Origin of the sequence: Virgibacillus sp. Bac332 (assembly GCF_003667785.1) — a bacterium.
Lineage (GTDB): Bacteria > Bacillota > Bacilli > Bacillales > Amphibacillaceae > Virgibacillus > Virgibacillus salarius.
On the sequence record NZ_CP033046.1, the window covers coordinates 778,873 to 804,205 of the forward strand.

Below are 25,333 nucleotides of genomic sequence, written 5' to 3' on the forward strand. Positions count from 1 at the left end.
ATATCCTAAATATCTACATAATACTTTAATCCATGAGGGTCATTAATAATAGAAATCAGGTGCGTTTTAATATATCCACAGGGGGATAAAAAATGGTAACTGCTACTTTTTTAATAACACTTCACGATAATTTTAAGAGACTCAAATAACCGATATAAATCGCTAGACAAACGATATTATATCGGTATTCGAAAACTATGATAATTACATTTACACACATTATATTATTAAAAAACGATTTGGCTTAATTTATAGAGAATAACACTACAAGTGTATACCCTAAAACAGCTAAAATAACCGAACCAATGATTCCCGCAGCAAATGATTTCATACCTAATTTGCGGAAGGTTTTTATATCGACATTTAAACCGAGACCTGCCATTGCCATAGCAATAAGCAAGTAAGCGATATTAACAATTACTCCTGCAACCTCCTCGGATACAATCCCAAGGGTATTAAATCCGCTCATTGCAATAAATCCTATAATAAACCAAGGAATGATAGACATGGATAGCCTGCTTTCTGTTTGCCCACTACCTCGCTGAAAGAGATAACCAATGATGATAGCTACTGGCACTAGTAATGCCACCCGTGTTAATTTGACAATAACGGCTAAATCTACGGCATCATTCCCTCCAGCCGTAGCTGCTGCCACCACATGAGCTACTTCATGCAGTGTTGCCCCAGTGAATACACCGTAACCAGCTGGTGATAAATGTAAAGCTGTATATAAAACCGTATAAATTAATGTAAAAATCGTTCCTAATACAGCAACAGTGGCAGCACCTACTGCTGTTTCATCATCCTTCGCTTTTACTTGTGGCGCGATAGCTACAACAGCAGCCGCACCGCAAATAGCTGTTCCACATGCCGTTAAGATTCCAAGTCGTTTGCCTACACCAAACCATTTTGTTAACCCATAAACAATAAATAAAGTTACTACCAGACATATAGCAGCAATTAGAAATACGCCAATACCCGCGTTATAAATATCGGCTAAGTTTAACCGCATTCCTAATAAGATAATGCCAAAGCGCAATAATTTCTTATTCGAGAATGTCACCCCAGCCTGTAAATTTTCCCGAACACCGATAGTCGCTTTCCATACCATTCCGATAATAATTGCGATAACTAACTGTCCCATAATTGATAAGAATGGTAGCTGAGCAACATACTTTGCAATAATAGCGATAAGTAATGTAATACCTACCCCTTTCACAAAGGCATACTTATCTGCCTGATGGTTACCAATTGCTTTCCCCATTACCGACACTTCCTTTAAGTGGTTTCTACTTAAACTTTACCGAAAGTATTATTATTAGTAAAATACATATATATAATTATAACTATTAGTAATATTAATAATAAGGGGAGAAGTTTAACTTGTACTATGATGCATTGCGCACCTATGTCGCGTTAGTAGAGGAAAGGAATTTTACGAAGACAGCTGAGAAATTACATATATCACAACCTAGTGTCAGCCTGCATATAAAAAATTTAGAGAAAGAGTTCGGTACAGAATTAATCATACGTTCACCTAAATCCATGCAAATTTCGCCCACTGGAGAGGTGCTATACCACCGTGCTAAACAAATTCTAACAATCTACGAACAGACAAAGCAGGATATCATGGAACATCACCAGACTATTAAAGGCAATTTAAAAATTGGCGCCAGCTTCACCATTGGAGAATATATCATTCCCGATTTACTCGTTGAGCTTCAAGATAAATACCCTGAGCTTACTCTCGAAGTAGTCATTGGCAACACAGAAGAAATTGTCCAGCGAGTACGACTATTCCAGGTTGATATCGGTTTAATTGAAGGGCAGACGAATGATAAAGAGCTTTCTGTTTATCCATTTATGCAGGATGAATTATATGTTCTAGCTGCGACCAACCATCCACTAGCAAAGAAAGCTACCATTACGATGAAGGAACTGCATAATCAAGCCTGGGTGACCCGAGAAGAAGGCTCTGGTACAAGGGAATACCTTAATCATGTCATTCGTTCAAATGGGGTAAAAGCGAAATCGATACTTACAATAAGTAGTAATCAAGGGGTTAAAGAAAGTGTTATCAAAGGAATGGGGCTATCGCTGCTTTCGCATAGCGTAATAGAGCGAGATGTTCAACAGAACCAACTCGCTATTCTCCGACTAAACAACACAACCTTCAATCGAACATTCTCCTACGTTTATTCACCAATCATGAAAAGTAAAAAAAACGTGGAAGCATTTATCGAAGCATTAAAACAAAAATGGCCGTATACGTGAACCTTCCATCAGTGAGGTAATTTCGATCATCCCTCACTGATGGTGCATGTTCTACTATCATTACTACCCACTTTGCATAAGCTTCGATTAATCAACCATACAAATCCAGGTAGCAGCCTTTGCTGAAAAGCGATGCTACTCAGCATTTATTTTATTCTCCAATCGATAAATACCTTTTCGATCTCTAAGCATACAGCCATTTCGTTTAAAGATTGCTATCATGTTCGTATTAGCTTCATCTGTACTACCAACATAATACGTAGCATGGAATAGTTTTAACAATGATAGAGTATGAAGATGTAGTTTAGCACCATAGCCTTTTCCCCTCCATTCTGGTACAACACCAAAGTAAAACATCCTCCCTTCATCAGCTGTACCCATCTCAATGTGAGGAATAGCTATACCAAGTTTTTCATTATTAGACGTAAAATAAAAACAGTGATCACGCCAATGAGCTCCCAATTCATGGTGTAAGGATTGCATGATCTGTTCAATCGTCTGCTGTTTGTTTTTATTCGCCGAGCCTGACCGACAAGCTTGATAAAGGCTAGCAAAAACTTGATCACTCATATTACTCTCTGATAGCGAATAAGCTTGTATCTCACCATCTAAAATCGGAATGTCCTCCAACGTTCTTGTATACTCGACAATTGTGGAGATTTTCGTAAAGCCAAGCTGCTTTAATTCTTGCTCGTGCACTTCATCCATCAGTACAGAAATATAACCAATGTTTCCCTCCTGCCATTCTCCTAATAGCTTTTGAAACATTTCCATATAAGCTTCTGTGGATATACCTTCCTGTTTGACTTGATCAACAAGCCAATATTCTTTTTCATTTTTAATTGTATTATACAAATTCATCTGCTTATCTCCCCAATATAATTTTTCACGATCATTGTAATAATGACGTAAATCAATATGCACTACTAGACTAGTTTCATTTACTAAAATTATCTATTAAACTACCACTATTATTCTAGTCCTTATACCTAAAAACAGCCATTTTTTAGGTAATAATTCCTGTTTTTACAATAATTAGAAGGATATCACGAATATTTCACGAAATCAGAAAATAACAACCAAAAAGGGAGAGGATATACATGAAAAGAATTTCTTCTATTGCACTTATTCTTATCTTAACACTTTTGGCAATACCCACTACAGGATTAGCTGAACAGCATCAACACCATGATCAGTCAGCAGCAACATCTACTTATATTGAAACACTACCAAAAGCGAAAGAATTTGCACCAGAACAAGGGCCAGCCAAAATTGAACAATCGACTAAAGTGAACGTATTAGATGAAAACGGTAATGTGAAAAAGGTCAAAACAACGAAGAAAACTACCTCTACAAACAAGTATAAAGAGAGGGGAGAGTTACAACCACAGGCAACAAAGACAGTAACTGTACTTGCAGTAGCCGATGAGGAGTACCGAGCAGCCTATAGCGATTGGCAAGATCGTGTCCAACAAATTATAGAGAATACAGATGATGCATTTATTCGTGATCATGGAATTGACTTTGAAGTACAAGCGGTAGCAAGCTGGACATCACAAGGTGGAAGTAGCGAACAAATTTTGGCGGATTTACAAAGAGACTGGTCTAACGAACCTTATGATTTTGTAACTGGATTTACTAAAGATGCAAACTTTGATGCGGGAGGAATTGCATACGTATATAATTCAGCTCCAGGAACAGCATATAGTGTTAACTTAGATCAAGGAATAACGAACACTTCAAAAGCTGCACAGCATGAGTTTTCCCACAACTATGGACTAGGCCATGACCCGCAGGGCAGTGGAATACGCTGTATTATGAACTATGATTACGCATATTCCGTCGACTATTGGCACCCAGAGCACCATGCACAAATTCAAAATAACAAACAATGGTATGGTCAATAATAACCAAGTTCAAAGAGGGCCGTCCTAGAAGACAGCCCTCTTCTTACTAAATGCTTCCCCTACCTCAATAATGGAGCAGCCTCTTCATGAGCTGAACCCACTTACTTTGTCTTATTTTCTAACGGATTTTAAATCTTTAGTTCCATAATCAAACACTTCAACAAGATCTCCACTAGCTACAACTCTACTTTCTGGTTTACTCGGAATATCGCAAGTGATCAGTGTAATTTCATCTTTTCCATTATCATCGATAATAAAGTAATCTTTTTCATCGACCTTTCTTACACGGTTAATGACATATTTATATACTTTATCTAGATCGGTTACATATATTACATCATGAATAGACAAACGAGCTACATCATGAAATAACAAGCCCTTTTCCTTCATTCGATGCCCTGCCAGTGCATAATTACCTTTTCCCAGATCATCATATTCCTTCATTTCGCCTGCTCCCATTAGAAGATTGTTATTATTAACTGTACTAAAAATGGGAAGTTCTAACTCGGTAGAAGGAATGAACAAATATGCAACTGGGTTCCCTGTATAATTAATATTCTTTAAAACATCATATTCAGACGGGAAGTCAATAATTACTTCTTCCTTTTGCTTCTTCTCCCTATTATCCTTCAACGTTTCACTATCAGATTTTTTAATTTCTGCAACTACTTTATTAATTTTCTTATTCATTACGTATTCTTTTAGATATGGAGACACAAAAAAAGTTATACCAATTAAAGTAAATAAAATGATTATGAAAACAGTTACCTTTTTCATTTGCTCGATCTACTCCTTAAAAGAAGGCGGAGACAAACGTATCTTAATCTAACAAAGAGCAAACAACTATAAAGTGCAACTTCAACCAGTAGTGGTTTAGTTTATCCCCCACCGATTGTTCGGTCCACAAGAGTATGACCTAAAGGAATTGGAACCAATCGGTCATTTACTGGCAGTCCCCCCCCCTTTCACTATATTGCTTGAAGTGGGGGGATTACTGACAGTTATATGTGGGATAAATGATGGTTCGTGTAACGAAGCTACTTCGCTTTCCGTTGGGGGGCGGGTTAGCATTCTCGTGCTGACACTATGAGGTCTCGTCGTTGCCTATACTCGTGCAAGACAAGGAAGGCTTCGGCAACGATACATCACATGCAGAAAAAGCGTTCTTCAATTTCAAAGTGTCTACGTACATTCCCGAAATAGCATCATGCATTATTTGCTTTACATTAGACTGTTTTAGTTACTCCCCAACCCTCTTCTTATACAGCTGGAATATCCTAATTTGATTCATTGTTTTCTTTTTTACGTACCAACCTTGCGAGTATAACTGCTGCCGCTAGGAAAAGACTACCTAACATATAATTTATCGTGTTCGTTTTATCTCCTGTTTTTGGTAATTTTTTCGGAGCTTCTTTTGATTGCTGTTCGTTAGTACTTGCTTTCTTAGCATTGTTCTTCATGGTAACGTTTACAGTTTTGCCGGTTTCTTCTATGGCAAACTCGTAAACGGTTTGGTCAATTTCATAACCCTCTGGTGCTTCTACTTCTTGATATGTGTACTTCCCAAAAGGCAAGCCTTCCACCATTGCTAATCCTTGTTTATTCGTTGTTACCGTAGAAATATGATTCCCCTCTACATCTTTAATTTCAAACGTTGCTCCTTCTAGTGGTTCATTAGTCTTTTCATCTACTTTGTTTAGCTCAAAGTTCCCACGGATGATGTCATTTGTTATTTCAGCTGTAACTTCCCCGTTTTCTAAGACCGCAATCTCGTATATATTTTCATCAAGCACATAACCAGCTGGCGCTTCTATCTCTTGGTATGTGTATTTCCCGAAAGTTAAACCTTCTGTTATTGCCAATCCTTGTTTATTCGTTGTCATGGTAGAGACAATATTACCTTTTTCATCCTTTATTTCAAAGGTTGCTCCTTCAAGTGATTCACCTGTCCCGACATCCGTTTTATGAATAACAAGGTCTCCCTTTACAATGTCATAATTGATAGAAACACTTACATTAGCTTCCTTTGTATCTGTTTCCATCCATGTTATTCGTTGTAGCTTTTCTCCATCTACACCCTGTCCACGCTTGTCACTATCTTGGTAGCGTGGTTCATATTTATAGACATTTTCAATATCTGTAGTAGCTTTAAAAGCTAGTTCAATTTTCCCTTTTTCCTCAATATCCTTTGCGTTCAAACGAATCTTAAACGCATTCCCATCTAATATATAATCATCCGTTACAGTATTACCTTCAAGATCAACAAAATATGCGTTGTAAAGGTTTTTCTTTGTAAAAACCACTTTAGCATTTTGATTATTGACTTTTAGCTGTAAAACATCTGATTCGAAATATGTTCCATTCTGTACAAGTTTGTTTGCTTGCCCTTCAAGTTTAATATGTAAATCTTCTTCTGCTGGAACATCAAGTAAATTGTTCTCAATATAATCCACGTGTTTCTCAATAATTTTATATAATTCCTCAGAAATCTCATGATCTATCTCACCACGAGTGTGTTTAATTAAAGAATCGATCGTAATATTTTTACTATTCATATCATGAGAGACAATGTACAGCGCTACTTGAGAAACATAATAACGTTGATCTTCTGTCAGCTTTTTCCCGTTGATTGTATAATCATTCGTAATATCTTGGTCGTTGCCATATGCATAGACCATAGCAGTGTATTCTTCTTTAGTTAAACGTTCAGATGTCTTCTTATACTCGTTTCCTCCATCCTTTTCTAACAATGGAGAATCTAAATCCCAATTCAGGCAATAAACAATAACACCATTTTCATCAACTTTGAAGCGCGTACCCAGAATCGCACCACCAAGTGGATTATTTTCTGTTATTCGATCAACATAGCCAATAGATGGTGGTCTGCCATCATCATATGTAATATTACCTCTGTCTAAACTAAAAAACGTTTTGTATCTCGGAGAATCATTTGCACTAGCAGTATCGATTAAAAAAATAGTGGTATAAAGCAAGCTTAAAATTAATGTGAGAATTACTGTAATTGTAATAAATTTGCTTGATTTTAATACATTCAATTTTTACAATCCCCCTGAGGTGTATTTTTAGCTGCAATCTAAGATAATTACTTAAAATTACCACCTCACTTACCGAAATAAAATTAAACATACTCATTGAAAGTCTGGATTGTCTCATCTATATTTATAGATAAATATAAACAATCAAACCCAACACGACATATAATGTCGTTTATTGCTTACATTTTACCTGACGTTATATGTCGCGTCAATGCGAAAAAGGAGAACACATCTATGAATATTGGAAGTAAATTGAAGAACATCCGAGAAGAAAACAATTTGAAACAAACGGATCTAGCTAAAGTATTAAACGTTAGCACCAGACAAGTTCAACGTTATGAAGCAAACCATAGCATACCTAGTATCCAAAAATTACAATTACTTTCAGAATATTTCAGCGTCGGCATTGACTACTTTACAAAGCAATAACATAAAGTGAAACTTCAATCAGAGGGGATTTTGTTTATCCCCAACTGATTGCTCATACCACAAGGGTATAACCTAATGGCCTTTGAACCCATTGGACATTTACTGAGGAATAGTATTTGGTTTTTATGTTTATTTGTTTTTGTTAGGAAAGATAGCATTTTCTCTATTATGTCGTCTTTTACAATTTTAATAATGTTTTTTTGGCTGCCCTAATTTTAGAATTAGAAATAAATAGGTTACCAGTATTGATAACCCATTTATATTAGTATATATCGCAAGCATATATTTTTTGTTTCCCATTTCTTCTAAACAACATCCAGAACTTAAAAACTATTATTCTATGGTTAATTACATCTTCTCCGTAGATAACCATAATCTACGAATCCTTATGCATAAAATCTTCTTCCATAATCCTTCTATTCTATAGGATAATAACTATACATTACTCCAATCACAATCTTCCTTAAACTCGAAAAGTCTGTACGAAGCATATTTCATTATCAATCACTTGCTTCTTTTCTTCAAAGTTGATATTTAGCTTCTGATAAGCCTTTCTCCAAAATGAAACAGCAGGTTTATTCTTAGCTAATTCAGCTACAACGTATTTCCCTCTTTTCTGCTTAAACAGCTCCTTTAATAGCAAAATTGTAATTCCTTTACCTCTAAACTTCCTTAACATAAAAATATCATTAATACTATAATCATATTCTTTCTTTAAAAAAGGCCTTTCTAATAGGAGTAAGAACCCAACAATTTTTTCCCTGTCTTTAAGGAAATATGGTGCTAAGCCATCCGTCTCCCAGATCAAATCAAAAGAATCATATGCAAATGAACCATTTTCCGATATGTCTAAATCATTTGTAAAGCTAGAAAGATCATGTAAATAGAGAGAATATAAATTATAAAGAATTTGCTTTTCTTCTTGAGGTGTTAGCGATAATGACACCAATGTTTTTGCTCCTCTCTTAAGTAATTGTGTTTCTTAGTATTTTCTCACAAAATCATGTTTTTCCTTCTTAAATGTATATTCATACAACCACTCCCCCCTTGAAATTCCGAGAGCCTGTTTTTCATTTTACTAAAGCAATCTCTTTATCTCCTACATATACTGATGAAACGAATGATCATAAGTTATAAAGGAGAATTAGACTAGTGGATTATACACACTCTCGATTTTTTCGTATTACTGATCCTTCCTCTCGCGAATTTATCTTCCCACTGCCAAATACTTGGGAAACTAGATTTTATGAATATGAATGGGTAAAACAGTTTGCTCATGAAAAAGATACGGTACTAGATGCAGCATGTGGGATTGCCCATCCATTAAAATTCTATTTGGCAAACGTATGTCGATCCGTCTATGCATGCGATATAGACCAGCGCATTTTATCAAAAGAAGCCATCCTGCATGATGCAGTGTCAACTTATCCGCGGAACGTGGAACAACAGGAGATAGATGCTTTTCTTCAAAATATAGACATCCAATGCTGTTCATTGACCCAGCTTCCCTATGAGGATAAACTTTTTGATAAGGTCTTCTGCATCTCCGTATTAGAGCACCTAAGCCAAGAAGATAGTATTAAATCCTTTTTAGAACTTAAACGCGTATTAAAGGACGACGGTCAAATGATCTTTACCTTCGATTATCCGACGATCTCCATCGAGACACTTACTAAAATTATCGATATCACCGGGCTAACATTTTATGATCACTATACTTTATCTAAACCTGACGATGCGATTGTTTCTAGAATTTGGCAGGAGTTAAATTGCTTTAGAGCCGTATTAAAGAAAGTGTAGCTGTTTCAAATTAGGCTCTCATCATGAACACATGCCATTATTGATTGTTCGTGAATAATGATCTGCTGCCAACTCGATAAAATCGATTCGCGGCAGATCAAAGACTTATGCACTAATAAAATATCACCCTATTTTCTCCCTCCTTCCGGATGATTATGTTTAAATTGCTTAGGGGTCATCCCATGTTTTTTAAAAACCTTAACAAAATAACTTTGGTCTGTAAAATTTAGCCAATTGGCTATGTCAGAAACGGCGTAATTAGTTAATATAATTAGTTTTTTCGCTTCGTCGATTCGCTGCTTCTGGATATACGCACGAATCGACATCCCTACTTCCTTTTTAAACATTGACGATAGGTAATTTGAACTTAAATGACAAAGCCTAGACAAATTCACTAGCGAGATATCATTATACAGATTGTTATAAATATAGTGCAGACAAGCTGTTATTGGTGCAGAATGTTTTTGTTTATGTAATTGGTGTACGCGTTTCGTATAATCGTATATAGCTTCTTTCACTAAGTTCAATATTTCTTGCAAGCTTCTTAATTCTTCAAGCTGTTGGATATAGAAGTCACTTAAAGTAAAAGCTGCTTCCTCATTTAGTCCTCCCTTTATGGCAGCCCTGCAAACAAGTGCGATTGCTGTTATCATTAAATTTTTCTCACTTTGTAATCGGCTTCGCTTAGACAAAATACCCAACGCCGCTTCTCCGACAATCGAGTAATCGGTGACGTCAGCTAGCTTGTCAATGCGACCATTAGTTATATGTTCCAATAATACGCGCTCGTAGTAAAGTTAGAATGAAAAATAAAATCCCTTCTACCTTTCGAAAGCTCAAGATCTGCATTTTCTATTTGCATATCTTTTGGTTCCAATATGCTATTTTGTTGTTTAACCAATGTTTTTTCTAATCGCTTTTGATAAATCATATAATAAACTTCTTTGCTAATCACTAATAATTGCTCCCTCGATATAACAGCAACAGTTCTGTAATAATCAATCAGGTTTCTTTTATTTTCGTACCCTTTAAAAAGATCCATTATCTGTGTTATTTGTTTTTCGGACATTTCTGTTTCTATGGTAGGACCAACAATAATTTTTCCCAAAGAAACATTCTCCTGATGAACCTTGATCATAAAAAAATGTAAGAAGGAATTGGAAAAAAACAGAGGGGAATCCGCTAGGTTACCTGAACCGCAGAAAATACTTAATTGTTCTTTTATTGGACGATAAAATGGATTTTTTTGTAGTTCTGCTTTCGTAAATTCGTATTCAAGATCCCCGTTTGCATTGACATAATACACTGGTATTTGGTGGGCTTCCGAGATAAGCTGACACGTATATTTCACATGCTCTTTTAAAGATTTCATAATTACTTCCTCATTTCATACGTAAGCGCTTATATTTTTAGTCTTTATAAGAGAAAAATACTATTTTTCTTACGTAAATACAATCTTTGATGATATACATCGTCTAAAATAATAGTTGAAGATCTATTAAAGAGGGAAATAAGGATGGAATTAGCACACAAAGTTGCTGTAATTACTGGTGCTGGCAGTGGTATTGGTAGAGCAAGTAGTCTAAAGCTAGCTAATCACGGTGCAAAGGTTGTACTAGTTGACTTTAACCAAGAAACAGGGAATGAAACCTTAAAACTTGTACAAGAACAGGGTGGAGAAGGTATTTTCGTCCAAGCAGATGTTTCCAAAAACGAAGATGTACAGAATTATGTTAATCAGGCTATGGAAGTATACGGACGTATTGATATATTTTTTAATAATGCAGGGATTATCCAAAAGTTTGCTCCTTTTACAAAGGTAGAAGAAGCAGAGTATGATCGCATTATGTCGGTTAATGTAAAAGGTGTATTTCTCGGATTACAATATGTATTAAAGGTAATGGAAAAACAGGGAAGTGGCTCGATCATTAATACTGCTTCTACAGCTGGTGTTCGTCCAGAGCACAGTGTGGCTGTTTATTCTGCTAGCAAGCATGCCGTCATTGGTCTAACGATAGGTGCTGCATTAGAATATGCTAATAAAGGAATTCGAAAAAGATGGTTACGTTCCTGAGGAAATATCAAATATGAGAATGGGGCGTTATGCTGAACCAAATGAGCTTGCCGAAATGGTTACCTTCTTAGCATCTGATAAAGCAAGCTATATGACTGGCTCCATTGTTGTTGTCGATGGTGGATTAACATTATAAGCCTATCTTTAAGGCCTACGACTCTCTCCTTTACGCAAACAGCTTGTACACTAAATCGCTAAAGGAGAGTGTTTTTTTATGGTAAATAGACACTAAAAATTTCTTAAATAAACAACTTGCAGCAACTATAACTATTTAAACAGATCCATGTAGTCTACTTCTATATGTTTTTTGTTTAAGTATAACTCCAGTAAAGAACAACCCTACCAGTAGCAATATGAACTTAATACTAATTAATGGAATAATAAAAATAATGCTATAGGAAAGAGATAGCCACAAGAACAAAATGCTTACTATTTTCACTTTTAATGGTATACCTTTACCTGAACGATAATTTTGGATATAAGGTCCAAAAAGCCTGTTCGCCAATAGCCAATGATACAATTTCAGTGAACCTTTAGCGTAGCATGCTGCAGATAGTAAAAGGAATGGGGTTGTTGGAAGAATTGGAACAACAATGCCTAACACCCCTAATCCGAGTGAAAAAGTTCCACATATATTAAGCGATAATTTTGTCATGTTTACACCAACTTATAATTATTCGTAGATATGAACTAGTTATCCTAGTAACTTAACATTCAACATCCATCAGAGGGGGAGCCTCTACCAATGGCTAGTTAAACTAATCGAGCTCTTATGGGCAATTAATCCCTCCACATTCAGGTAGTTAACGATGCGATTTCTTTTAAACTGTTAAGTCAGCTTAAAAGATGAAGGGAATAAAATCCTTTTCTGAAAGTAACCTACCATAAAATTCTTAAGGAGGCTCAGGTCCGCTTAACTCATGCCTCATTTTTTACTTTTACACTCATTATTCTTGTTTTATTCGGACCATTAGTAACATGAAAAAGGAGATGATAACTATCGAGATCACCCATAGCCATGCCAATTCGATATTCCCTGAATCAAGCGCTATATAAATTGCCATAGGAATGGTCTGTGTTACTCCTGAAATATTACCAGCAAACATTAACGTCGCGCCAAATTCGCCTAAGGCACGCGCAAAGCTTAATATACTCCCTGATACCAGAGAGCGGAAAGCCAACGGAATGGAAATCAGAAAGAAAATCTTCCATTCATTTGCTCCGTCTACCCTTGCTGCTTCCTCAATACTAAGATCGATCCCTTGAAAGCCCGTTTTGGCAGACTGATACACAAGTGGGAAGGCAACAACTGCAGAAGCTATAACAGCAGCCCACCATGTAAATATAAGGGGTTGCTTAAACAGCCATTCAGTAGCCTGTCCAACTATGCTATTCTTTCCAAATAGGATGATTAGCAAAAATCCGACGACCGTGGGAGGTAGAACCATTGGAAGCATAATGATGGTTTCTAATAATGCTTTTCCTTTAAACGTCTTTCTGGCCAAAAATCGTCCTACTATTGTTCCGATTAAAATAACTACAACACCAGATATGGCCGTCACCTTTATAGACAACCATATTGGACTCAAAAATTTTTGCATAACTACCTCATTTTGTAGTAAATCCATATTCCTCAAATACCTTCAATGCCTTGTTGGTTTGTAAATAATTATAAAAATCTTTTGCTGCTTTGTTATCTTTTGAAGTCTTGATGATTCCAATTGGATAAGTAATAGGGGAATGTGTCTCTGAATTGGCTTTTGAGACAATATTCACTTTATTAGAAACGATAGCATCTGTTTTATATACCATTCCAGCATCAACATTACCCGTTTCAACATAAGACAATACTTGCCGAACGTCTTTTGCATAAACTATTTTTGATTCTATATCTTTCCATATATTCATCTCTTTTAAAGATTCCTTGGCATAATTCCCAGCTGGCACGGATTCAGGTATACCAATGGAAATTTTACCTACTTCTTTCTTTACAAGATCTTGAAAGCTTGTAATAGTAGACCTTTTAATTTTGGGAACAACCAATACAAGTTCATTCCCAAGAAGATCTACGCCATCTTCTTTTGCAATTTTTCCTTCATCGATTAATCGATCAAATTTATCTACTGCTGCTGAGAAAAAAATATCCACCGGTGCTCCTTGAGAGATCTGACGTTGCAGAGAACCAGACCCTCCAAAATTAATTTTTAAATCCACCTCTGGATGCGCTTCTTGATAGGTATGTTGAATAACTTCCATTCCATCCCTCAAACTTGCTGCTGAGGCAGTTAACTCAACATTTCCCTTCTTATCTGAAGATGGACCTGTACTCTGTTTATTGGAACACGCCGTAATAATCATAAGAATAAGCGTAATGCCTAACGTAATCCTTTTCATGCTTCCATCTCTATTCTATAGATAATAATCTATAATCTTTCATACTACTTAGCAATGACTTTCATCACATTATTTAAAAATCACTCATAATAAAGTGAAACTTCAATCAGTAGGGGGCTTAAGACTTTGATCATTTTTACCTGTTGCTTCTATAATCACATCAATATATAGTGACTTCAATCACAAACAAACGCTATATATTGTGTTAGGATGATAGAAGATTAACAAGATACATAAGTCTAAAGGAGAGGTTTATGCATGTTCCAAAATACGATTGATATTATCGACAAATTTACATTGCAACAAGAAAACAAGCAAACAGATTATCTTAGGCACGAAAACAGTAATTATGTTTATTCCTTACCACTTTTAAGGCATAATTTAACCAATCATGCGGAGGAAGAATTTCTTTTTAATCATATTCTCCCATTAAAAATAAAAGAGTTATATGATGAGGGAATTGTCTATGTACACGATAAACAGCTTGCACCATATTGTGTATCCATTAGCTGTAAGGATATTGCTACAAAAGGTATACCATCGCTGGCTAAAAATATGATCTCATCCAAACCAACTAAGCGGATGTCAACTTTATTACGACATTTTAGTAATGTTGTTACACTAGTATCACAGCAAGTCTCAGGTGCAGTTATGTTAGCACAACTATCAACCATTGCAGCTTCTTATTTGTTTGATGAGGAGCGCCGTAGTATTACGTATACAGATGAAGAACTCGTAGGGCTATTTCAAAGTCTTATCTGGGAACTAAATATGCCACTTAGATCTGGGGCACAAAGTAGTTTTTCTAATATTACATTAGAGTTTGGGAAACCTTCTGAAGAAATAAAAGAACAATATATCATTATCGGTGGTGAAGGACGAAATATCCAGTATAAGGATATACCAGCAACTTACTTTGATCGTATCAACCAAGCAATTATTAATGTAATGAAAAATGGAACAGGCAGTGATGGAATTCCTTTTACTTTCCCATTATTGACAGTCCAAATTGATGATCATTTTGATTACCAAAACCCATTATTTATCGAACTACTGGATAAAATGTATCATTGGGGTGGTGTATATTTTGAGAACTTTAAAACAAAGCCATTTAAGGATCCATATTACAAAGCATTAAATCCACTCATTCAAGCAAAGGATCCAGAAGTGAGTAGGAGTCTCTGTTGTAGGCTGCAAATCAACTTAGAGACACTATCGAAAGCCGGTGGTGGTGTTTTCGGATCATCAACAGGCTCCACAGGTGCTGTACAGGTGCTCAATTTAAACATGAACAGGGTGCTTTTGGAATTCGGACATGATATGAATCTCGTCAAAGTGAAGATACGTGAGTATATGGAAGTTATGCAGGAAGCCCACATGGAAAAGAGAAAGTGGATTGAACAAAACAAAGAATTATATCCGACTTTTTTCGCCTTTAATAAAAACTTGAAAAACTATTTTAATGTATTCGCCCTTACTGGTATGAATGAAGGTCTCATTAATTTAGGCTATAAGGATGGAATTAAAGATAAAAATGGTAAAATGATTGCTCACGAAATTATGCAATACATGACAGAGATTGTAAATGAATTTATTGTGAGAGATAACGTGGCATGTGGAATTGAGTATGCCCCTGCCGAAAATGCTGCCATTAAACTTGCACGCCATGACCTTAAATGGGCAAAAGCAAATAATCGTGAAATCTATGTACAAGGTGAAGGAGATAATCCTTACTTGACTAGCGGCTGTATGACTCCATTTTCTGAAGATGATTTCGCAGAACAATTAGAAAACAGTGCTGAATTCCAAGGCTATGCTACATCCGGCAGTGTATTACATCATTTTCTTGAAGTAAAAGTAAAACCAGAAGCCTTAGCCAAATACTTGGATAAAATTTTTGAAAAACCGATTAATTATATTACATTGACACCAACGATTACGTCTTGTATGAGTTGCGGTCAGAAAATCATTGCTGAAGATGCTAAGAACATTCATCGTTGTCCCGTCTGTGAATCAAAAGACATTGCAACTTTCAGCAGAGTTATTGGTTATTTGAAAATGATCTCCAGAAACAACGTCCATGTAGATGATAAGGGATATTATGAAGGGAGATATAACTTCTGGTCAAAAGCGAGAAGATACGATTGGGCGATGAGAAAACGATTAAAAGAAGCTGCGTTGAAGGAGGCTGTCCACCGTTAATTAGCGGTGATAACATCACAATGAAATTATACAATAACTTTATTCGCACATTTACTGACTTGCCTAATCATACCACATTATTGATTCATTCATTGTCAGGCTGTCCCCTTCATTGTTTGGGCTGTCATAATTATGAGGAAATCATCGCTAACACACCAAAAGAATATAAGACCACAAATGATTTATATGACTATTTGAAGAAAAGTGGCTTTTTATTCGATGCTATAATGTTCAGTGGAGGCGAATTTCTGATTAACCCATTAGATGAAGTGCGTGACCTATTGCAACAAGTGAGAGCACTTTTTGGTGGAAGAATAATTGTAACAACTAGCGGAATTTATTACCAAAAGGTTCGTGCATTATACGCGGAAAACCTTGTTGATGGCATCCATATCGATATGAAGCTGCCATATCATGTATTAGATATAGAAGAAGATGCACAAATATATAAAGATGTTATGGGAATCACACCAAGCAAAAAACTTGTTGATCAATTAATCGCAAGTGTTGACGCAGTAATTGAACATAACTCAATCTTAGACCAAGTTCGAACAGTGCAATATCCATTGCTAGATGAGGCATTTTTTACAGAGATAAAGCATTTTGTAGAGGAAAGAAAAGCATCTCATAGAAGCATTGTGCCTTATTTCCTAAATGAATTTGTTTACCCACGGAGCTAATACGAAACACATGGATCGGATACATAACTAAAATAGATAGCAAAAGCGGAACGATAAAATAGTAAAAAGAGCGCTTATCTTTTTCTATGTGCGATGTATCCGAATCACACCTTACAGGAAAAGGGCGAGGAAGATCCAGGAAAGCGTCTTTGCTTCCGAGAAATCTGAAGCCGGACGCAGCTCAACATGCGCCTATTTATCCACATCGGCAAATTTTTTAATTTCCTAGACTACCAAAAACCGAGAACGACAAAAGATATGTCATTCTCGGTTTTTGTGTCGTTTATATTCGCTTAAACAAGATATTATTCTCCAAATGAACATGCTGGAATGTATCATCTTCCAATTCAGCTAATCTAGCATAGGTAATTTGATACGTACCGCATGCATTCACAGGAGGTTGATATCCATCGGTAATGGCCCGCATTTCCTTCAAGTCTTCTCCAACAACGTCATGCTCTTTTTCTAATTTATGAATTGTCTCATAAATTTGCTGTAACAGCTTTTCATTCGGGTTTAATTCGTATTCCTTCAATAAAGGAAAAAGTTCATTCTCTTCTTTTAAAGTATGCTCCTCCATTTCTACTTTGAAATGATTGTATAATCGATGCAATTCTATTAAATGTGGTTGATCTGCTCCATGTCGACGAAAAACCTTTGTAACAAATTCCCCTAATGCAGGGAGTTCCTCTAACAAATAGGCATGATGTGTATGAACGATGTGATCTACTAGTTCTGATATAGAGAACGTACCCCAATCGACAGTAGAATCATTTGCCTGCCATCCTTGATAATTGGTATTTAATTCCTTTAAAATCGCATCTCCATCAAGATTGTTTTGAGCAAATGCTTCCTTAAGAGGGCGATCTCCGTTACAGCAAAAGTCAATCTGATGCTCCTTAAACAAGTCACTGGCCTTCGGGAACATCTTTACAATATGAGCTGGTGTGTGATCTTTCGTAAATGTATTCATTATGATTACCTCCAATACCTGACTTATCTCCAATGTAAGCTATTTCCTTTCTAGAGTCAGTGATAGAAATCACTTTTACAAAAAAGCAAAATTATCACTTATTAACTATGATGATCTCTATATTTCGACTGATTGAATTCTGTCAGATCATTAAACATGCCTACATAATATTTAACATCACCAACATTATTCTTAACGGCACTTATATTGAGCCACTCCTTGTATATTTCTCCATTTTTTCGTTTGTTCCAAATTTCTCCTTCCCAGAATCCCTTTTGATGGATATGGACCCACATTTTCTTATAAAAGGCAGCATCCTGTTTTCCAGAATGTAGTATACTTGGTTTTTTGCCAATTACATTTTCTTTTGTAAAACCGGTAACACGAGTAAAAGCAGGATTCACGTTTTGGATAACACCATCCTTATTGGTTATAATAATTGCTTCTGCAGTACTTTCAATAATTTTCCGTTCAATATTCATCTGATCTTGGTAATATAAAAACAGGACGATCACTAAACATATGAATGCAAATTGAGATAAAGCCATAAAACCGATAGAATAATGGTCTGTTATTGTATAAACAGCTGTTAGTATGATTGGCGGAAAAAAGCCACCTAATCCCCCCATTGCAGAGACGATGCCATTTACAATACCTGCTTGTTTTGAGAAGTATAAAGGAACAAGTTTAAAGACGGTTCCATTCCCAATACCCACGCTCATAGCAACAGCAATAGACCCTATGGTGTACCAGCCAATTCCTGGGGAAAAGGACAATAAAATCCCCGAAAATGCGATACCGATAAAGGTAATCATTAACATAATATACGCATTGAATTTGTCTGCCAGCCAGCCGCCTAAAGGGCGAAAGAGCGTGGCTAACACAATGAATCCAGCCGTCCTCAAACCCGCATCTACTGTATCTAAGTGATAATTATTCACTAAAAAGTTTGGAAGAAATACCGTAAAAGCGACAAAGGCACCGAATGTTACAAAATAAAACAGACTTAAAAACCAAAGTGTAGCATTACGATACACACCCTTTATTTGCTCAGACATCGAATTTTTGACCTTTGTTTCCTGTTTATCACCAAACAAAAAATTCAATCCAATAAAAAGGATTATTAAAAGGATATATAATCGAATAGTGCTTTGCCAGCCCAGAGACTGAGCGATAACAGGCGCTGCAAAAGTTGTAATGGCCGTACCTGCATTCCCAACCGCATAAATACCATTAATAAAACCATGTTTTTCTTTTGGATAATACTTAGGTAGCGATGTGACCCCAATAGAAAATGTAGCACCACTAACCCCGAGAAGTAATCCACCTATTAATAAATCTGTAAAGGAGCTTGCAATACTCAAATAATAGACAGGGAATAGTAGGATGATAAAGCTAACTATGAATACCCATCGGGCGCCAAATCGATTGGCATAAAATCCAATAGGAATACGTAATATAGACCCAAGAATCACAGGAATTGCAGTTACTAGTGAAGCCTGACCTGATGTTAAAACAATATCTTCCCGAATACTAGGCATTAAAGATGAGATTAAAACCCAGATCATAAATCCAACAATTAGGCTAGATGTTTGCATCGATAACTGTATACCAGGCTTTTTCATAGGAATAATTTCCCCTTTCTCCAAGTTGATCTCGACATCTTTACGATATCGATTTACTTGATGATTGGCTGTGAAAAACATCACATATTTATCCTGTAGTAATTCACAGAGAAAGCAGTGACATACCATAAGTATAGAGTGATGTTTTTCACAACTTCGCATAATGCGCTATGATTAACTTAAATTACAGATACAAAAAGCACTTTATTATTGGTTTCACTCTTAGTACCTAAAGTGGAGACTTACTGCCAGTTATATGCGGGATAAAAGAGACAACGAAGCGTGGCAAAACTATATTTCAATGGGGTTACTTTAGGAATTGAAAAGGGAATCGTATGACACATAGATTAAACAAACACTCCACGGAAGAAAAGTTCATGAATATAACAAAAGAAAAAACTAAGAAAAACTGAGCAAAATTCGCTCAGTCCTTATCACTACATGCTCAGATTTACGCTTCCTCTAGTAGCTATTATGGAATCACTCCGGCTGCCCACTTCCCTTTCCGTGGGGTTTGTCCTTCAGCTAACTTTTTTAGCAAAACCCGCTCAAAAAAGTGGATCTTCAGGTCAAACATTTCCCACAGGAGTTGAAGTAGCCGGCCTTCGCTATTATCAGGCTCTACAACGCTAGCATGAAGTAACACAGCTGTTTTTATACTCACGGATAGCGATTTTCACTTTACCCATTGTAAAAAAAGTCAACCTATTACTTATGACAAGAATTGTTGCACCTTCTCATAGCGGAGACTAATTACGTAGACTCCTGCGGGATTAGCGCGAGCCGAAAATCCACTTTGCAACGTGTTCTTCTTTGCAAAGTTAGTTGAGGCCGTGCCCGCGGAAAGCGAAGTAATTAGTCGGAGCATTGCCAATATACACAAACATTTCAAAATAACTACTTGGCTTAACGCAGTCATTGCACTGATTTTATACTTTCTTAACTTAGTACAAAAACAATTCAATTAGGCTATCAATTTAGTAAGGGGGTAAATTCCTTTTGCTTTTCATGAAATAGGAACTCTAACGCATTGTCTTTTTTAAAGATGGCAGGAGCCTCATTCATGGAACGAATTCTATGACACAAGCACAAAATTTCTATAAGAAACTAATCGTTTAGGAGGTTACATTAAATGGTTGAACGTCGAAAACCAATTAAAGTGAACGATGCATTAAAACGTGTGATCAAATATGCTCCCCAGGGAAGTATCCATTACATCCCTATCCATCAAAGCTACGGACATTTCCTTGGAGACGATTTGGTAGCTGATCATCCCATCCCTCCTTTTGATCGCTCGCCCTATGATGGGTTTGCAGTTCGCTCTAAGGATACAGAAGCTGCTGCTAGTACCAATCCTCAAAACTATGAAGTTATTGCAGAGATTGGTGCCGGGAGCGTGTTTACTGGGAAGGTTGGCAAAATGCAAGCCGTACGAATCATGACAGGTGCGCAAGTCCCCAATGGTTGCGATGCCGTTATTATGTTTGAATCTGTAAAAGAGTATGAAGCTTGTGAAAAACGATACATCCAAATTAAACGAAGGCTACAACAAGGAGAGAATATTTCCTTTACCGGTGAGGATGCCAAATCTGGAGAGGTTCTAGCTAAAAAAGGCACCTATATCAGTCCAGGAATAGTTGCCTTATTAGCCACCTTCGGTTATAAGCATGTTCCCACAAGCAAAAAACCAACTGTCGGAATTATCGCAACTGGTAGTGAACTATTAGAGTTAGATGAAGAAATACAGCCAGGTAAAATTAGAAATAGTAATGCTTATATGGTTCAATCACAAGTAATACGTGCAGGAGGGGAACCCTATTATTTTGGTCAGTTCAGTGATCATTTCACAGCCTGCTTTGAGCAAGTGAAACAGGCATTGGATCAGGTCGATATTTTAATAACTACCGGTGGTGTTTCAGTCGGAGATTACGATTATATGCAGGATATCTATAAAGAACTGGGAGCAGAAATTCTATTTAATAAAGTGGGAATGCGTCCTGGCAGTGTCACAACTGTTGCAAAAAAAACAGGCAAGCTGTTATTTGGTTTATCAGGGAATCCATCTGCCTGTTTTGTAGGTTTTGAACTTTTTACAAGGCCGGCAATTCGAAAATTTCTCCATGCTTTTCATCCACTTTTAAAAAAGGAAACGGCAATATTGGGTGCTGATTTCTCCAAACCAAATCCGTTTGACAGATTTGTCAGGGGCCGTCTAACTTTTCATCAAGGAAAGTTAGTCGCGACACCAATTGGATTGGATAAATCCAACGTTGTCTCTTCGCTTGGGGCTGCCAATGTATTTATCGAATTTCCTGCTGGTACAAGGGGATACAAACAGGGTAGTGAAATTTCGGTAATTTTATTAGATGATATGTAAGTATTATTTTAATATTGTAGAATAACCAATTCAGGTCGATGCCTTAGTTAAAAGGAAAGCTGATGCAATAACAACATTTATTGGTACTGTCCGAGAATGGGCAGAGGGAACGTACCCTTTATTTGGAATATCAAGCTTATGGTTAGACAAATAACAATTACAGATTTTAAAGAAAAACTAAAGAACATGTATCCTCTCGGATTAGATCAAACAATGTAGCGATTAACGAAGGATATGCTAGAAACGAAGGCGTAGTAAAATCTGGGATACGGTTGCTTTATCCCATCTGTAAGCAGTGGTTGAGGAGGATTCATATGAAAATTATTCAAGTTGTCGGATATAAAAACAGCGGAAAAACAACCCTTGTATCCAGAATGATTAAAACGTTCTCCAAACAAGGATTCCGAGTAGCCTCCTTAAAACATCACGGCCATGGTGGTTATCCATTGGGAATGGAGAACAAAGATAGTGAAAAACACGTAAAGGCAGGCGCAATTATCTCAGGAGTGGAAGGAGATGGTATGCTTCAATTATCTTATCAAAATCCTGTATATGTAGACCAAATAGTGAAAATCTATCAAATGATGGGGATAGAGCTGTTGATCATAGAAGGATACAAGCAAGCGAACTATAGCAAAATTGTCTTCATTAGGAGTGAACAAGACCTTCACCTCTTGGATCAAATGACAAACATTCAGGCAGTCATAACATCACTACCATTACAGCAACGCTCCGATCCGTATCCAATATTTAATCATATCGAGGCGTTCATGAGGTGGCTTCTTAATAACTTTGATTAAAGAATAGCACAGTGTGATCGCCAATACAGGCAATAGGCATGCCATTCTTCATCAGCCTGTACTAGCGTAATACTGTGCTATATAATTTTCCAGAAGCGACTCGGTGTTGTCCTCACTTACCATAGACATTAAAAACACTCATCTATTTAGTTAATGTTGCATATTTCAATCGGACAATCCTCACAGCCAATTTCATCTCTTAGGAACTGAATATCCTTTATGAGAATTTTTCCGCTACTATTAATGGATATGATGTCCATTTTCCTAAGTCTACTAAGCATCCGATTGACGCTTTCCCTACTTGCTGCGCAAAACAAAGCCATCTCTTGATTAGTAAAAGCCATGTCAATAAGAATACCATTAGAACAAGTTACACCATAGCTGTTTGATAAACGAATAAGCGTAGAGTATAATGCACCTTTTTTGCCATTCAAGAGCAGATCTCTAATTTTAGATTGGAATTTCCGCATATGGTTTCCCGACCACTTCATAAATTCAAGTGTTAAGGCAGCATTAGAGAGGAGTTCTTTTTCCAATCTATCCTTATTAATGATTACGACCTCACCAGACTCCACAACCTTCGCGCTGAGAAAGTACCTAGCATTCTCACTAAATAATGTAAGCTCGCCTACAATATCGTCATGATTACATATACGAAGAGATAATTCCTTGCCGTCTGCAGTAAGCTTATTAATTTGAATCAGACCAGACTTAATCAGGTAAATTTCATGAGCTTCCATTCCTTCATGAAAAAGATGGGAGTCCTTATACATTTTTTTCTTTGAACCAATTTCTTCTAGTAGGGCATACAGCTCATGGGATATACGCTCTCTACCATGAGGTGATTTTTCAAGCAAACTGGTTTGCATATATATCAGCCCCTTTCCATAGTATCAAAGGTTTTACATATATCATTTTATCATGAACATTTATGATGTAGAGACGTAATAATTTACAATATATTGAATGAACTCGTTATCGTTTTATTGGGTTTAGGTGATAATGCAAAAGACGGAAAGTGTGGGACTAGCCAGATGGGCATTGCCAAGAAGTATATGACCAACTTCGTGGAACAACGGGTTTATTTGATTTTATGATGAATGCAATTAGCTAGTAGGAGGCTTTGGTTAATCCCCCACTGATTGCTAGTACCACAAGGATATGATCTAAGGCCTTTAAATCCATCGGACATTTACTGGCAATTTACCCTATTGCTTGAAATGAGGTCTTACTGCTAGTTTATATGCGGGTTACATAAACGCCTTACCCTTCCTTTATCCATATGTTCATCGAATAAACGTTGGATATACTCTGATAACACCCAAAAAATTTTATTTTGCTCATGATAGCAAATCCATTTTTTCACTAGAGCTGATTCGTTGCTCATGCTCCAATAGCCATTCCTTCCGCCATAAACCACCAGCATAGCCTGTTAGCTTCCCGTTTGCTCCAATAATTCGATGACATGGGATGGCAATACTAATTTTATTTTTACCATTGGCACTTCCAACTGCGCGAACAGCCTTTTCTCTACCGATAGTCCGTGCAATATCACGATAACTAGCCGTTTTTGCATATGGAATGGTCGTCAATGCCTGCCATACCTCTCTTTGAAACGCTGTTCCGCTCACTTCATAAGGAAACGTGAATTCCAATCGTTTTCCAGCAAAGTACTCCTCTAGCTGCTGATAGCAAATTTCAATAGCTTGTGGCGTATCCGAAGTTCGAGCATATTCAACAATTTCACGATCAGCAAATAACACGGAATAAACAGTGTCTTTTGTTCCAGCAATCTCTATTACACCAATCGGTGATGGAAAATCAACTTTATACAGGTTCATCATATAAAGACCTCCAAAGATAGAAGGTAGCATAAGCCTGCCAGCCTTCCCAATTCGTTGCTATTACTTCAATTTCCTTTATTGATGGCTTTTTATCTAAGCCTAGCTGAATTTTTAGAGCATTGTGCAAGCCGACATCGGCGATTGGTAATGCATTGGCTCTCCGAAAACATTTCATCAACACATAGTCGGCTGTCCAGTTTCCAATACCTCTAATCGCTACTAACGCCTGCTTTATCGTATCGTAATCCTTTCCCTGTAAGTCATCCTTGGTTACATAACCATCACGTATTAACCTAGCAACGCCGATGACATATTCTGCCTTTCTAGTAGAAAATTGCAGGGCTCTTAGCTCTTTGACAGTTAGTATAGCAATCTTTTCTGGCTCTGGAAACAGCCAGAACGTTTCTCCCTTAAATGTAATATATTCCCCATACTTCTCTGTAAATCGCCTTTTTAATTTGTAAGCAAAGGTTAAATTAATTTGCTGACCAATAATTGCCCAGGATAATGCTTCAAAGAGATCGGGAATACCAATCATGCGTAAGCCTCGATACGTTAATGTAAGTCGGCTGAGCAACTGATCCTGTTCTGCAGCTTGATAAAACAATTCTACGTTCCTATCTAAATCAAACCATTCACAAATAAAGCGCACTACCTCTCGCTTTTCTTCGGTAGAAGGAACCTCTATTGGAAAATGGACGGCTAGTACCTGATCATTATAAACAATGCGACATAGTATTATAGAATCGTTTATTTTTAACAGCTTATATACACCTTCCTCATGAATAACATGTACAATCTCTTGATCTGACCTGTTAAGGAATAGCAAACATTCATGAAAATTAAAATGTTCCGGAGGGATTATTTCTATATATGTTTGGCAATCGCACCATTTCAT

The 25,333-nt window shown here is 36.7% G+C and carries 24 protein-coding genes and 2 pseudogenes; 10 read left to right on the forward strand and 16 right to left on the reverse strand.

What is annotated here, in order from left to right; all coding sequences use genetic code 11:
• Nucleotides 1–244: 244 nt before the first annotated feature.
• Nucleotides 245–1,264 carry a YeiH family protein gene (locus D9782_RS03615; RefSeq protein WP_121604106.1) on the reverse strand — a complete coding sequence of 340 codons (1,020 nt, stop codon included), beginning with the start codon at nucleotides 1,262–1,264 and terminating at the stop codon, nucleotides 245–247.
• Nucleotides 1,265–1,383: 119 nt separating this feature from the next.
• Between D9782_RS03615 and D9782_RS03620 the strand changes: the two genes are divergently transcribed.
• A complete protein-coding gene (locus D9782_RS03620; RefSeq protein WP_026682323.1) occupies nucleotides 1,384–2,274 on the forward strand; it encodes a LysR family transcriptional regulator in 891 nt (296 codons plus the stop codon).
• 135 nt (nucleotides 2,275–2,409) lie between these two features.
• Here D9782_RS03620 and D9782_RS03625 read toward each other — a convergent pair whose 3' ends face one another.
• Complete coding sequence (locus D9782_RS03625) at nucleotides 2,410–3,135, reverse strand: GNAT family N-acetyltransferase (protein WP_121604107.1); 726 nt, start codon at nucleotides 3,133–3,135, stop codon at nucleotides 2,410–2,412.
• A gap of 239 nt (nucleotides 3,136–3,374) precedes the next feature.
• Here D9782_RS03625 and D9782_RS03630 point away from each other — a divergent pair, with 239 nt between their 5' ends.
• The gene (locus D9782_RS03630) at nucleotides 3,375–4,181 is read left to right on the forward strand and encodes a zinc-dependent metalloprotease (protein WP_121604108.1); all 807 of its coding nucleotides are present in this window, start codon (nucleotides 3,375–3,377) and stop codon (nucleotides 4,179–4,181) included.
• A 111-nt stretch (nucleotides 4,182–4,292) separates the two neighbouring features.
• On the opposite strand, the gene D9782_RS03635 is transcribed toward D9782_RS03630, so the two are convergent.
• Nucleotides 4,293–4,958: a class A sortase gene (locus D9782_RS03635; RefSeq protein ID WP_121604109.1), complete on the reverse strand. Its 666-nt coding sequence runs from the start codon at nucleotides 4,956–4,958 to the stop codon at nucleotides 4,293–4,295.
• Nucleotides 4,959–5,458: 500 nt separating this feature from the next.
• A complete protein-coding gene (locus D9782_RS03640; RefSeq protein ID WP_121604110.1) occupies nucleotides 5,459–7,237 on the reverse strand; it encodes an LPXTG cell wall anchor domain-containing protein in 1,779 nt (592 codons plus the stop codon).
• A gap of 234 nt (nucleotides 7,238–7,471) precedes the next feature.
• On the opposite strand from D9782_RS03640, the gene D9782_RS03645 reads away from it, so the two are divergent.
• Entirely contained in the window at nucleotides 7,472–7,666 is a 195-nt protein-coding gene (locus D9782_RS03645) for a helix-turn-helix domain-containing protein (RefSeq protein WP_162986324.1), read from the forward strand.
• 463 nt (nucleotides 7,667–8,129) lie between these two features.
• On the opposite strand, the gene D9782_RS03650 is transcribed toward D9782_RS03645, so the two are convergent.
• Nucleotides 8,130–8,615, reverse strand: a complete 486-nt coding sequence (locus D9782_RS03650) for a GNAT family N-acetyltransferase (protein WP_121604112.1) — start codon at nucleotides 8,613–8,615, stop codon at nucleotides 8,130–8,132.
• 203 nt (nucleotides 8,616–8,818) lie between these two features.
• Between D9782_RS03650 and D9782_RS03655 the strand changes: the two genes are divergently transcribed.
• A complete protein-coding gene (locus D9782_RS03655) occupies nucleotides 8,819–9,466 on the forward strand; it encodes a class I SAM-dependent methyltransferase (RefSeq protein WP_121604113.1) in 648 nt (215 codons plus the stop codon).
• A gap of 128 nt (nucleotides 9,467–9,594) precedes the next feature.
• Here D9782_RS03655 and D9782_RS23485 read toward each other — a convergent pair whose 3' ends face one another.
• Together D9782_RS23485 and D9782_RS23490 are read right to left on the reverse strand one after the other, a co-directional pair.
• The gene (locus tag D9782_RS23485) at nucleotides 9,595–10,242 is read right to left on the reverse strand and encodes an AraC family transcriptional regulator (protein WP_240455801.1); all 648 of its coding nucleotides are present in this window, start codon (nucleotides 10,240–10,242) and stop codon (nucleotides 9,595–9,597) included.
• The gene (locus tag D9782_RS23490; RefSeq protein WP_240455802.1) at nucleotides 10,230–10,838 is read right to left on the reverse strand and encodes a hypothetical protein; all 609 of its coding nucleotides are present in this window, start codon (nucleotides 10,836–10,838) and stop codon (nucleotides 10,230–10,232) included. Before D9782_RS23490 ends, D9782_RS23485 begins: the two co-directional genes overlap by 13 nt.
• A gap of 144 nt (nucleotides 10,839–10,982) precedes the next feature.
• On the opposite strand from D9782_RS23490, the pseudogene D9782_RS03665 reads away from it, so the two are divergent.
• A pseudogene (locus tag D9782_RS03665) lies at nucleotides 10,983–11,676 on the forward strand (SDR family NAD(P)-dependent oxidoreductase).
• 135 nt (nucleotides 11,677–11,811) lie between these two features.
• Here D9782_RS03665 and D9782_RS03670 read toward each other — a convergent pair.
• The 3 genes from D9782_RS03670 to modA all read right to left on the reverse strand — a co-directional run bounded on the left by D9782_RS03670 (nucleotide 11,812) and on the right by modA (nucleotide 13,934).
• Nucleotides 11,812–12,195 carry a YbaN family protein gene (locus tag D9782_RS03670; protein WP_121604114.1) on the reverse strand — a complete coding sequence of 128 codons (384 nt, stop codon included), beginning with the start codon at nucleotides 12,193–12,195 and terminating at the stop codon, nucleotides 11,812–11,814.
• Between the two features lie 292 nt (nucleotides 12,196–12,487).
• Nucleotides 12,488–13,168, reverse strand: a complete 681-nt coding sequence (modB, locus tag D9782_RS03675) for a molybdate ABC transporter permease subunit (protein ID WP_121604115.1) — start codon at nucleotides 13,166–13,168, stop codon at nucleotides 12,488–12,490.
• The gene (modA, locus tag D9782_RS03680; RefSeq protein ID WP_121604116.1) at nucleotides 13,149–13,934 is read right to left on the reverse strand and encodes a molybdate ABC transporter substrate-binding protein; all 786 of its coding nucleotides are present in this window, start codon (nucleotides 13,932–13,934) and stop codon (nucleotides 13,149–13,151) included. Before modA ends, modB begins: the two co-directional genes overlap by 20 nt.
• A gap of 258 nt (nucleotides 13,935–14,192) precedes the next feature.
• Between modA and nrdD the strand changes: the two genes are divergently transcribed.
• The gene (gene nrdD, locus D9782_RS03685) at nucleotides 14,193–16,136 is read left to right on the forward strand and encodes an anaerobic ribonucleoside-triphosphate reductase (protein WP_121604117.1); all 1,944 of its coding nucleotides are present in this window, start codon (nucleotides 14,193–14,195) and stop codon (nucleotides 16,134–16,136) included.
• A gap of 20 nt (nucleotides 16,137–16,156) precedes the next feature.
• Nucleotides 16,157–16,816, forward strand: coding sequence for a 4Fe-4S cluster-binding domain-containing protein (locus D9782_RS03690; protein ID WP_026682335.1), 660 nt, complete (start codon nucleotides 16,157–16,159; stop codon nucleotides 16,814–16,816).
• 283 nt (nucleotides 16,817–17,099) lie between these two features.
• Here D9782_RS03690 and ric read toward each other — a convergent pair whose 3' ends face one another.
• The 3 genes from ric to D9782_RS03705 form a co-directional block, all read right to left on the reverse strand.
• Nucleotides 17,100–17,789 (reverse strand): iron-sulfur cluster repair di-iron protein, encoded by a 690-nt coding sequence (gene ric / locus D9782_RS03695; protein WP_121604118.1) that lies wholly within the window; start codon nucleotides 17,787–17,789, stop codon nucleotides 17,100–17,102.
• 101 nt (nucleotides 17,790–17,890) lie between these two features.
• Nucleotides 17,891–19,414 (reverse strand): nitrate/nitrite transporter, encoded by a 1,524-nt coding sequence (locus D9782_RS03700; RefSeq protein WP_121605809.1) that lies wholly within the window; start codon nucleotides 19,412–19,414, stop codon nucleotides 17,891–17,893.
• 472 nt (nucleotides 19,415–19,886) lie between these two features.
• Nucleotides 19,887–20,078, reverse strand: coding sequence for a hypothetical protein (locus D9782_RS03705; protein ID WP_121604119.1), 192 nt, complete (start codon nucleotides 20,076–20,078; stop codon nucleotides 19,887–19,889).
• A gap of 468 nt (nucleotides 20,079–20,546) precedes the next feature.
• Between D9782_RS03705 and glp the strand changes: the two genes are divergently transcribed.
• The 3 genes and pseudogenes from glp (at nucleotide 20,547) to mobB (ending at nucleotide 22,591) form a co-directional block, all read left to right on the forward strand.
• Nucleotides 20,547–21,791, forward strand: a complete 1,245-nt coding sequence (gene glp / locus D9782_RS03710; protein ID WP_121604120.1) for a molybdopterin molybdotransferase MoeA — start codon at nucleotides 20,547–20,549, stop codon at nucleotides 21,789–21,791.
• A 28-nt stretch (nucleotides 21,792–21,819) separates the two neighbouring features.
• Nucleotides 21,820–21,931 (forward strand): annotated as a pseudogene (locus tag D9782_RS03715) (molybdenum cofactor biosynthesis protein MoaE); the annotation flags it as partial.
• A gap of 174 nt (nucleotides 21,932–22,105) precedes the next feature.
• Complete coding sequence (mobB, locus tag D9782_RS03720) at nucleotides 22,106–22,591, forward strand: molybdopterin-guanine dinucleotide biosynthesis protein B (RefSeq protein ID WP_034679445.1); 486 nt, start codon at nucleotides 22,106–22,108, stop codon at nucleotides 22,589–22,591.
• 146 nt (nucleotides 22,592–22,737) lie between these two features.
• Here mobB and D9782_RS03725 read toward each other — a convergent pair whose 3' ends face one another.
• The 3 genes from D9782_RS03725 to D9782_RS03735 all read right to left on the reverse strand — a co-directional run bounded on the left by D9782_RS03725 (nucleotide 22,738) and on the right by D9782_RS03735 (nucleotide 25,333).
• Nucleotides 22,738–23,460 (reverse strand): Crp/Fnr family transcriptional regulator, encoded by a 723-nt coding sequence (locus tag D9782_RS03725; RefSeq protein WP_121604121.1) that lies wholly within the window; start codon nucleotides 23,458–23,460, stop codon nucleotides 22,738–22,740.
• Between the two features lie 471 nt (nucleotides 23,461–23,931).
• The gene (locus D9782_RS03730; protein WP_205389280.1) at nucleotides 23,932–24,435 is read right to left on the reverse strand and encodes a methylated-DNA--[protein]-cysteine S-methyltransferase; all 504 of its coding nucleotides are present in this window, start codon (nucleotides 24,433–24,435) and stop codon (nucleotides 23,932–23,934) included.
• Nucleotides 24,419–25,333, reverse strand: coding sequence for a DNA-3-methyladenine glycosylase family protein (locus tag D9782_RS03735; protein WP_121604122.1), 915 nt, complete (start codon nucleotides 25,331–25,333; stop codon nucleotides 24,419–24,421). The genes D9782_RS03730 and D9782_RS03735 overlap by 17 nt, the downstream gene beginning before the upstream one ends.

Coding starts and splice junctions, on each gene's coding strand:
- D9782_RS03630 (WP_121604108.1), top strand. CDS start 3,375: ATGAAAAGAATTTCTTCTATTGCACTTATTCTTATCTTAACACTTTTG.
- D9782_RS23490 (WP_240455802.1), bottom strand. CDS start 10,838: ATGAAATCTTTAAAAGAGCATGTGAAATATACGTGTCAGCTTATCTCG.
- D9782_RS03670 (WP_121604114.1), bottom strand. CDS start 12,195: ATGACAAAATTATCGCTTAATATATGTGGAACTTTTTCACTCGGATTA.
- ric (WP_121604118.1), bottom strand. CDS start 17,789: ATGAATACATTTACGAAAGATCACACACCAGCTCATATTGTAAAGATG.
- D9782_RS03700 (WP_121605809.1), bottom strand. CDS start 19,414: ATGAAAAAGCCTGGTATACAGTTATCGATGCAAACATCTAGCCTAATT.
- nrdD (WP_121604117.1), top strand. CDS start 14,193: ATGTTCCAAAATACGATTGATATTATCGACAAATTTACATTGCAACAA.
- D9782_RS03690 (WP_026682335.1), top strand. CDS start 16,157: ATGAAATTATACAATAACTTTATTCGCACATTTACTGACTTGCCTAAT.
- modB (WP_121604115.1), bottom strand. CDS start 13,168: ATGGATTTACTACAAAATGAGGTAGTTATGCAAAAATTTTTGAGTCCA.
- D9782_RS03735 (WP_121604122.1), bottom strand. CDS start 25,333: ATGAAATGGTGCGATTGCCAAACATATATAGAAATAATCCCTCCGGAA.
- D9782_RS03730 (WP_205389280.1), bottom strand. CDS start 24,435: ATGATGAACCTGTATAAAGTTGATTTTCCATCACCGATTGGTGTAATA.
- D9782_RS03645 (WP_162986324.1), top strand. CDS start 7,472: ATGAATATTGGAAGTAAATTGAAGAACATCCGAGAAGAAAACAATTTG.
- glp (WP_121604120.1), top strand. CDS start 20,547: ATGGTTGAACGTCGAAAACCAATTAAAGTGAACGATGCATTAAAACGT.
- D9782_RS03635 (WP_121604109.1), bottom strand. CDS start 4,958: ATGAAAAAGGTAACTGTTTTCATAATCATTTTATTTACTTTAATTGGT.
- mobB (WP_034679445.1), top strand. CDS start 22,106: ATGAAAATTATTCAAGTTGTCGGATATAAAAACAGCGGAAAAACAACC.
- D9782_RS03625 (WP_121604107.1), bottom strand. CDS start 3,135: ATGAATTTGTATAATACAATTAAAAATGAAAAAGAATATTGGCTTGTT.
- D9782_RS03615 (WP_121604106.1), bottom strand. CDS start 1,264: ATGGGGAAAGCAATTGGTAACCATCAGGCAGATAAGTATGCCTTTGTG.
- modA (WP_121604116.1), bottom strand. CDS start 13,934: ATGAAAAGGATTACGTTAGGCATTACGCTTATTCTTATGATTATTACG.
- D9782_RS03725 (WP_121604121.1), bottom strand. CDS start 23,460: ATGCAAACCAGTTTGCTTGAAAAATCACCTCATGGTAGAGAGCGTATA.